Origin of the sequence: Streptomyces sp. A012304 (genome assembly GCF_026008495.1) — a bacterium.
Classification (GTDB): Bacteria; Actinomycetota; Actinomycetes; order Streptomycetales; family Streptomycetaceae; genus Streptomyces.
Map to the genome: position 1 here is coordinate 286,624 of NZ_BQUN01000182.1, position 7,461 is coordinate 294,084.

9 protein-coding genes are annotated in these 7,461 nt (G+C 70.1%); 7 read left to right on the forward strand and 2 right to left on the reverse strand.

Annotated elements, in window-relative coordinates; genetic code table 11:
- Nucleotides 1–503: 503 nt before the first annotated feature.
- Together paaZ and ALMP_RS37320 are read right to left on the reverse strand one after the other, a co-directional pair.
- The gene (gene paaZ, locus ALMP_RS37315; RefSeq protein WP_264936402.1) at nt 504–2,081 is read right to left on the reverse strand and encodes a phenylacetic acid degradation bifunctional protein PaaZ; all 1,578 of its coding nucleotides are present in this window, start codon (nt 2,079–2,081) and stop codon (nt 504–506) included.
- Nucleotides 2,082–2,133: 52 nt separating this feature from the next.
- Nucleotides 2,134–3,018, reverse strand: coding sequence for a VOC family protein (locus tag ALMP_RS37320; protein WP_264936403.1), 885 nt, complete (start codon nt 3,016–3,018; stop codon nt 2,134–2,136).
- An 81-nt stretch (nt 3,019–3,099) separates the two neighbouring features.
- Between ALMP_RS37320 and ALMP_RS37325 the strand changes: the two genes are divergently transcribed.
- The 7 genes from ALMP_RS37325 to ALMP_RS44570 form a co-directional block, all read left to right on the forward strand.
- Entirely contained in the window at nt 3,100–3,696 is a 597-nt protein-coding gene (locus ALMP_RS37325; protein ID WP_264936404.1) for a carboxymuconolactone decarboxylase family protein, read from the forward strand.
- Nucleotides 3,693–4,541, forward strand: coding sequence for a fumarylacetoacetate hydrolase family protein (locus ALMP_RS37330; RefSeq protein ID WP_264936405.1), 849 nt, complete (start codon nt 3,693–3,695; stop codon nt 4,539–4,541). Before ALMP_RS37325 ends, ALMP_RS37330 begins: the two co-directional genes overlap by 4 nt.
- A gap of 35 nt (nt 4,542–4,576) precedes the next feature.
- Nucleotides 4,577–5,119 carry a MarR family winged helix-turn-helix transcriptional regulator gene (locus tag ALMP_RS37335; RefSeq protein ID WP_264936406.1) on the forward strand — a complete coding sequence of 181 codons (543 nt, stop codon included), beginning with the start codon at nt 4,577–4,579 and terminating at the stop codon, nt 5,117–5,119.
- Between the two features lie 143 nt (nt 5,120–5,262).
- Nucleotides 5,263–5,793, forward strand: a complete 531-nt coding sequence (locus tag ALMP_RS37340; RefSeq protein ID WP_264936407.1) for a cupin domain-containing protein — start codon at nt 5,263–5,265, stop codon at nt 5,791–5,793.
- The gene (locus ALMP_RS37345; RefSeq protein ID WP_264936408.1) at nt 5,790–6,986 is read left to right on the forward strand and encodes a cytochrome P450; all 1,197 of its coding nucleotides are present in this window, start codon (nt 5,790–5,792) and stop codon (nt 6,984–6,986) included. Before ALMP_RS37340 ends, ALMP_RS37345 begins: the two co-directional genes overlap by 4 nt.
- A gap of 37 nt (nt 6,987–7,023) precedes the next feature.
- Entirely contained in the window at nt 7,024–7,347 is a 324-nt protein-coding gene (locus ALMP_RS37350) for a (2Fe-2S)-binding protein (RefSeq protein ID WP_264936409.1), read from the forward strand.
- Nucleotides 7,344–7,461, forward strand: a 118-nt coding sequence (locus ALMP_RS44570) for a hypothetical protein (RefSeq protein WP_375803599.1), incomplete at its 3' end; no start/stop codon positions are given. The genes ALMP_RS37350 and ALMP_RS44570, both read left to right, overlap by 4 nt.

Below are 7,461 nucleotides of genomic sequence, written 5' to 3' on the forward strand. Positions count from 1 at the left end.
TTCGCCGTCCCATGCGAGGTATGGGACTAACGGCAACAGGACCTGGAATGCGTACTACTCATCAGGGAGGGCGGTCTCGCTGGACAGTTCAGCGGGATGCGACCGCGATCGATCGCCACGAAGCTGCTACCTGCGATGATTCGCCCCTACCGGTGGTGCGCGCGACGTCGGGCCTGAGGCTCCGCAGGGAATCGGTGGTGCGTCAGTAAAAACAGGTAGGTCTATCGTCCAACCAGGCATGGACGATCCAGTGACCGGATGACCCGGCACCGTCCCCACACACAGGCAGTGCCGTAGCCGCCCCTTCATGAAGGGGCGGCTACGGCATTGTTCGTGTCGACGTCGAGAAAGCTCAGCTTGCCGGAGACGGGTGCGGGCCAGGGCCTCGACGATGATCATGCCGACTGATCCGGTGCCGACGACGCCGACGTGGAGGCGGGCCAGGTCGTTCTGGGCGTCCTGTCCCCAGGCGCGCAAGAACCAGAGGCCCCCGCACACCGTAGTCAGGCGGAGCCGGCCGACGGGCTCGTGGTCGTCGTCCGGAGGGAGTCCAGCAGCCTGGGCGATGCCTGGAGCGCCGTTCGCTGCATCAGGTCCAGGACCCCGCGCACGCCAGCCATCTCCGAGCCCCCGCCTGCCCGGCCGGGGCCTCCGTGGCGCAGTGCGGGAAGCGGCGATCCGTGCCCGGTGGTCTGCGTCATGTTCGCCGAGTCCAGCAGGTGCAGTCGCCCGTGCCAAGGGGCCAGCTCCCGGACGAAGGCGGTGGTCCAGGCGAGGTCGTCGCCGACGGCGGAGGCGGCGAGGCTGCCCCGGCCGCGTGCCACCAGGTCGAGGGCATGGGCTGTGTCGCGGTACGCCAGCACGGTCGCGGCCGGTCCGAACGGCTCGACCTCGTGCGGCGCGGCGGCGTCCGGATCCGCGGAGACGAGCAGGGTGTCCAGGAAGGCGCCGCGCTCCGGGTCGGCATCCACCACTCGCACCTTGTCGGGGTCGCCGTGGACGAGGCGGCCCGACTCGGCGATCGCGCGTACCGCCTGCCGTACGTCGTCGCGCTGGTCGAGGCTGACGACGGCCCCCATGCGGATGCCCTCCGAGGCGGGGTTGCCGATGGTCACCCCGGCCAGTTCGGCCGAGATCGCGTCGAGGGCTACAGCCTCGTGGGCGCGCGGGACGAGGACGCGGCGGATGGCGGTGCACTTCTGGCCCGCCTTCACGGTCATCTCGCTCACGACCTCGCGCACGAACGCCTCGAACAGCGGGGATCCTGGCTGGACGTCCGGCGCGAGGACGATGGAGTTGACGGAGTCCGCCTCCGCGTTGAACCGCACCGAGCGGGCCACCACGTGGAGGTGCGTTCGCAGGCTCGCGGCGGTGACGGCCGAGCCGGTGAAGGACAGCACGTCCTGTTCCAAGAGCAGGTCGAGCGCCGAGCGCACCGAGCCCACCACCATCTGGAGGGCTCCGGGCGGCAGGACCCCCGCCTCGGTGACGACCCGGACGAGGTGTTCGGTGATATACGCGGTGGGCGTGGCCGGTTTCACCACACTGGGCAGGCCGGCGAGGACGGCCTGGGCGAGCTTCTCCAGCGGAGCCCAAACGGGGAAGTTGAAGGCGTTCACCTGGAGCATCAGGCCCGGTGAGGGCGCCACCAGGTGGACGCCGAGAAAGTCCTCGCCGCGCGCGAGCCGCTCGGCAGGTCCCTCGATCAGGTGTGACGCGTCCGGGAGTTCGGCCCGGGCCCGGGCGGCGTAGTCGCGAAGGACGCGGATGCCCCCGTCGACGTCGTACCTGGCGTCGTTCGGCGTGGCTCCGGCGCGGGCGGACAGGGCGTAGAGCTCCTCGCGGCGCGCGCGCACGGCGGCGGCGGTCGCATCGAGAAGGTCGGCTCGCTGGTGGAAGGTCAGGACGCGCAGCGCGGGGCCACCGACGCGCCGACCGTGGTCGAACGCCCCCGCGACGTCGAGCCCTTCGGAGGAGACGTGGCAGACCGTCTCGCCGGTGACCGCGTCACGCACGGCGGTGGCCGAGGCCTGCGTGGCCGTGGGGGTGACCCAGGTGTCCTGCAGATAGCTCTGGAGCATGGGATACGGCTGCTTTCGTCGAGGACGGGCGGGAAAGGCAGGGCCTGTTCGGTCAGTCCACCGGGTGGTGGCCCCAGATGTCGGCGGTGTAGGTGCGGCTGACCCAGGTGCTCTCGTCGACCTGCACTCCGCCCGCACCGATCTCGATGCCGAAGCCGGCCGGTGAGGTCATGTAGAAGGAGAACATCCCGTCGTTGGCGTGCTTGCCGAGCGTCGCCATGAGCTTGACGTCGTGCTCGCGCGTGCGGTCCAGGGCGCGCCCGACCTCCTCGGGAGTGGTGACCTCGCACAGGATGTGGTGGGTGCCCTCGTTCTTGTACGAGCGGATGAAGGCGATGCTGTGGTGGCGGGGGTTGCAGCCGAGGAAGTAGAAGGTTCCCCAGGGGTAGTCGGCGGTGTCGCTGAGCCGGAAGCCCAGCACCTCGCAGTAGAAGTCGACCGCCTCCTGCACGCGCGGCGTCTTCATCACCACATGCCCGAGGCCCTGCTCGCCGGTCACGAAGTCGACGCCCAGCGGGGAGACGAACTGGCTCGGGGCGAGTCGGCGGCCGCAGAACAGCTCGGTGCGGATGCCGAGCGGGCCGGTGAAGTGGACCATGCGGGTCACCTGGCGGTCGCTGCACTCCCCGTCCGTGCCCGCGGTGACGTCGACGCCGGCCTCCTTGAGGCGCGCGGTCATCTCGTCGATCGCCGCGGAGTCGCGGACCTCCCAGCCGATGACCGTCACTCCCCCGGTCTCCGCCTCGGTCAGCCACATGCGGAACGGGTGCTGATCCATGCGCAGCCGGTGGCGCGCGAAGTCGCCGTCCGAGGCGGAGCCGCCGGTGGGCGCGGTCCCCGGCTCGACGCTGAGGCCTATCACTGTCCGGGCGTATTCCGCCCACGCATCCGGGTCGGGCGCACCGATGCCCACGTACCCAAGGCTCTGGATCGTCATGGCGAGGACGATATTTGTTAGACCCTTGACGGTCAAGGGTCATACGAATACGTTGACGCCATCGAGCCGAGGAGGTCCCCGATGCCGGGAGAGGTGCCCGAGAAGACCCGCCTGCAGCCCGTCGACGAGAGCGAGCTGCACGAGAAGACGTTGGCGTCGCTGGCGCCGTACCGCGATCAGGACGGCCGGATCTACGCGATCTGGGCGACCCTTGCCCACCATGAGGACGCGCTGCGCCGCTTCCTCGTCTTCGGCAACCACGTGCTGGGGAAGAACACCCTGCCGCTGAAGTCCCGGGAGCTGATGATCCTGCGGATCGCCGCTCGGGCACAGGCCGCCTACGAGTGGGACCAGCACGTAAGGATCGCCCGCCGCGCCGGGCTCACGGACGAGACGATCCTCGCGGCCGCGACCGGCGACCGTGACGGCCTCGCCGAGCTCGACCGCGTACTGCTCGCCGCCACCGACTCACTCCTGGACCGCCAGGGCGTCGACGACGAGCTGTGGAACCGGCTGACGGCCCACCTCAGAACCGAGCAGGTCATCGACGTCCTCTACACCGTCGGCCAATACCTCACCATCGCCACCGTCATCAACACCCTCGGGGTCCAGGTCGAGGGCCGTCTCGCGCTCGACCTGCCCCGGCCCACCGACCAGAAGAAGGATGCAGCCGCATGAAGCTCGCCAACCTCGCCGGCCGCCCCGTCGTCGTGCGCGACGACCGTGCCCTGGACATCGCGGACGCCAGCAAGGGAGCGATCGAGCCGCGCCTGGAGGTGCTGTCCGACCTCTCGCTCCACGACGAGCTCCGCACCCTCGCCGAGCGGGCCGCGGACGCGGACTGGAAGCCGTTCGAGCCGCGTGACCTGGGCCGGGTCGCCAAGCCGTACAAGGCGATCGGCGTGGCCCTGAACTACCGTGCGCACGCCGAGGAGTCCAACCTGCCGGTCCCGGACGAGCCGTCGGTGTTCGCCAAGTTCGCCTCGTCGGTGGTCGGCCCGTACGACGAGGTCGTGGTGGAGTCGCAGTACGACAAGGTCGACTTCGAGGCCGAGCTCGTGGTGGTGATGGGGAAGGTCGGCAAGAACATCGCCGAGGCCGACGCCTGGTCCCATGTCGCGGGCGTCACCGCGGGCCAGGACATCAGCGACCGCAAGGAGCAGTGGCGCAAGCCGATCAACCAGTTCACGCTGCCGAAGTCGTACGACACCTTCAGCCCCGTCGGCCCGTACCTGGTGACGGTCGACGAGTTCGAGGACCCGAACGACATCGAGGTGGCCGGCTGGGTCGACGACCTGGAGGTGCAGCGGGGCCGGACCTCGGACCTCATCTTCAGCGTGCCCGAGCTGATCGTCTGGCTGTCGAAGCGGGTGACGTTCGAGCCGGGCGACATGATCTTCACGGGCACACCCGCGGGCTGTGGTGTCCGCCGCACTCCCCGGCTGTATCTGACCGCGGGTAAGGTCCTTCGGACCGAGGTCACAGGCGTCGGAACCATGGTCAACCCGATCGTCGCCGGCTGACACCGGCGTGGTCGGAGCAGAGAGGGCGGGAGATCGTGACGGATACCGTGCGCGAAGCGGGGGCCGCGGGCGCGAGCCGGACCCGGGAGTTCTCGGAGCTCCTGCGCCACCACCATCGTGAGCTGGGGACGACCGAGCCCCGGGATCTCGACGCGATCGAGATGGTCACCGACCTCACCCGCCTCGAAGCCCGGCTCACCAAGGACTTCGAGAAGCACGTCCACCGGCCGCTCGGCCTGACCTGGGCGGGCTTCCGGATCCTGAACGCCCTGTGGGTCTACGGCCCGATCGGTCAGCAGGACATCGGCCGGGTCTCCGGCTCCACCCGCGCCAGCATCTCCAGCGCGCTGACCACTCTGGAGAGCCGTGGGCTGGTCACCCGCGAGCGGGACGAGACCGACCGCCGCCAGCTCGTCGTCGAGCTCACCGACGAGGGCACCGAAACGCTGCGCAAGGCCATCGCGGCCCAGACGAAGCGCGAGCGGGCCTGGACGGCGGTCCTGCGCGACGACCAGCTCAGTGAGCTGGTTCACCTGCTCCGAACCCTGGTCAATCAGGACACTCCAGCCGCAGACTGACCGCTCGTACGCCAATCACCCATACCGAACCGCCCGCGGACGCCGCGCTTCGGGTCATAGCAACCGCAGAACCGTCAGGCCTCTTACTGTCACACCTCTAACTTCCTTGGCTTCCTCAGCAGTGTTTCTCTAAGGAGAGAACCATGGTCCGTCGAGTCGTCACCGGTGTCAGCGCCAGCGGCAAGCCCGTGATCGTCAGCGACGGAGAGCCGCCCGTCACCCGCCAGTACACCCACACCCCGGGCTTCGCCCGCTCCCTGGTGTGGAACACGGCGGCTCCCCCGGCGCCGTCGGCCGACCCGACGGAGTCCCTCAAGTCCTACGTCCCCGCCCCCGGCGAGACGATCGCCCTCACCGTCACCTTCCCGCCGGGCAGCGTCTACGCCGACCCGGCCTGGGACCCCGCCGCCGCGGCGGCGGAACAGCTGGAGAACACCCCCGGCCTGGCGGAGCTCTTCGAGCCCGACAACCCGGGGATGCACACCACGCCCACCGTGGACTACGGCGTCGTCCTGAGCGGCGAGATAGTCCTCGACCTCGACGGCGGCGAGACCGCCGTCCTCGGGCCCGGTGATCTCGTCGTGCAGAACGGCACCCGGCACGCCTGGCGCAACGACGGCGATGAGCCCGCCACCTTGTTCTTCGTCCTCATCGGCGCGGCGGGAACGGCATGAGCACCCCGACCACGGAGGCCGCCCCCGGCGCGCCCGTCGTCGACCTCGACCTCACCGAACTGCGCCGGGATCCCTACCCCGCCTACGCCGCACTGCGCCGCACCGCACCGCTGGCCTGGGTGCCGTCCGTGGGACGGCACCTGCTGACCCGGTACGACGACATCGTCCACGCCGAGAAGCTGCCCGAGGTGTTCAGCTCCCGCGAGCAGGGCTCACTGCTCCTGCGCACCGTCGGCCCGAATCTGCTGCGCGAGGACGGCCCGGAGCACCGGCGGCTGCGCACCGCCGCCGAACCCCCCACCCGGCCCCGCCAGGTGCGTGACCTGTGGGCCGGCGCCTTCGCGAAGAACACGCACGACCTGCTGGAACGCATCGCCGGGCGCGGCGAGGCCGATCTGATCGCCGACTTCGCCGAGCCGCTCGCTGCGGCCAACCTGGCTCTGGTCCTCGGTCTGCGCAACGCCACGGCCGACGACATCGCCGAGTGGTCGCGGGCGATGATGGCCGCCAACGGCAACTACGCCGACGACCCCGACGTCTGGCTGCGCGCCGAGCGGGCCACCGGCGCCATAGAGGAGGCGGTCGCGGAGATCGCCGAGGCGGTCCGGCGCGAGCCCGACGGCTCGGTGATCTCCTCGATGGTCCACGCGGGCGTCGAGCTCTTCGAGATCCAGAACAACGTCAAGGTCATCATCGGCGGAGGCGTCAACGAGCCCCGTGACGTCTTCGGCGTGGGCGCCCAGGCGCTGCTGAGTCGCCCGGACGTACGGGACCGGGTCCTCGCCGACCCCGCGCTGTGGAAACGCGTCTTCGAGGAGACCGCGCGCTGGGTCTCCCCGATCGGCCTGTATCCGCGCCAGCTGGTCCAGGACTACGAGATCGCCGGTGTCACCCTGCCCGCCGGGAGCCGTGTCGCCTTGGTGATCGCCTCGGGCAACCGGGACGAGTCGGTCTTCGAGCGGGCCGACGAGTTCGACATCGACCGGCCCCATCGCGCACACCTGGCCTTCGGCGGTGGACCCCACTTCTGCATGGGCGCGTGGGTCGCACGCCACGAGGTCAGCGCCCTCGCCTGGCCCCTGGTATTCAGCCGCCTCAACGGTCTCCGCCTCGACGACGGCGCGGAGGACCACATGGAGGGCTGGGTGTTCCGCGGGCTCACCTCGCTGCACGTCACCTGGCAAGCCGCCTGAGCCGGCAGGCACCTGAGCCGTTCCACAGGAGTACTTCATGCCCATCGTCATCTTCCAGTTGCCCGACGGCACCCAGCGCAAAGTCACCGCGGAGTCCGGGACGGCGCTCATGCAGGCGGCTGTCTCGAACGGCGTCCACGGCATCGTCGCCGAGTGCGGAGGCAACGCTTCCTGCGCCACCTGCCACGTCTACATCGACGACCAGCACACCGACCTCGTAGGGCCGCCGAACGACGTGGAGGAGGAGATGCTGGACTTCACCGCCGCCGAGCGCCGGCCCGCCAGCCGACTCAGCTGCCAGGTCCAGCTGTCCGACGCCCTGGACGGACTGGTCGTCCATGTGCCCGAGGAGCAGGTATGACGTCCGCCTCGGGCGTGGTCGTCGTGGGTGGCGGGCAGGCCGGGTACAGCGTCGTCTCGGCCCTGCGCGACGCCGGGTACGACGGGCCGGTCACGGTCTTCGCCGACGAACGCC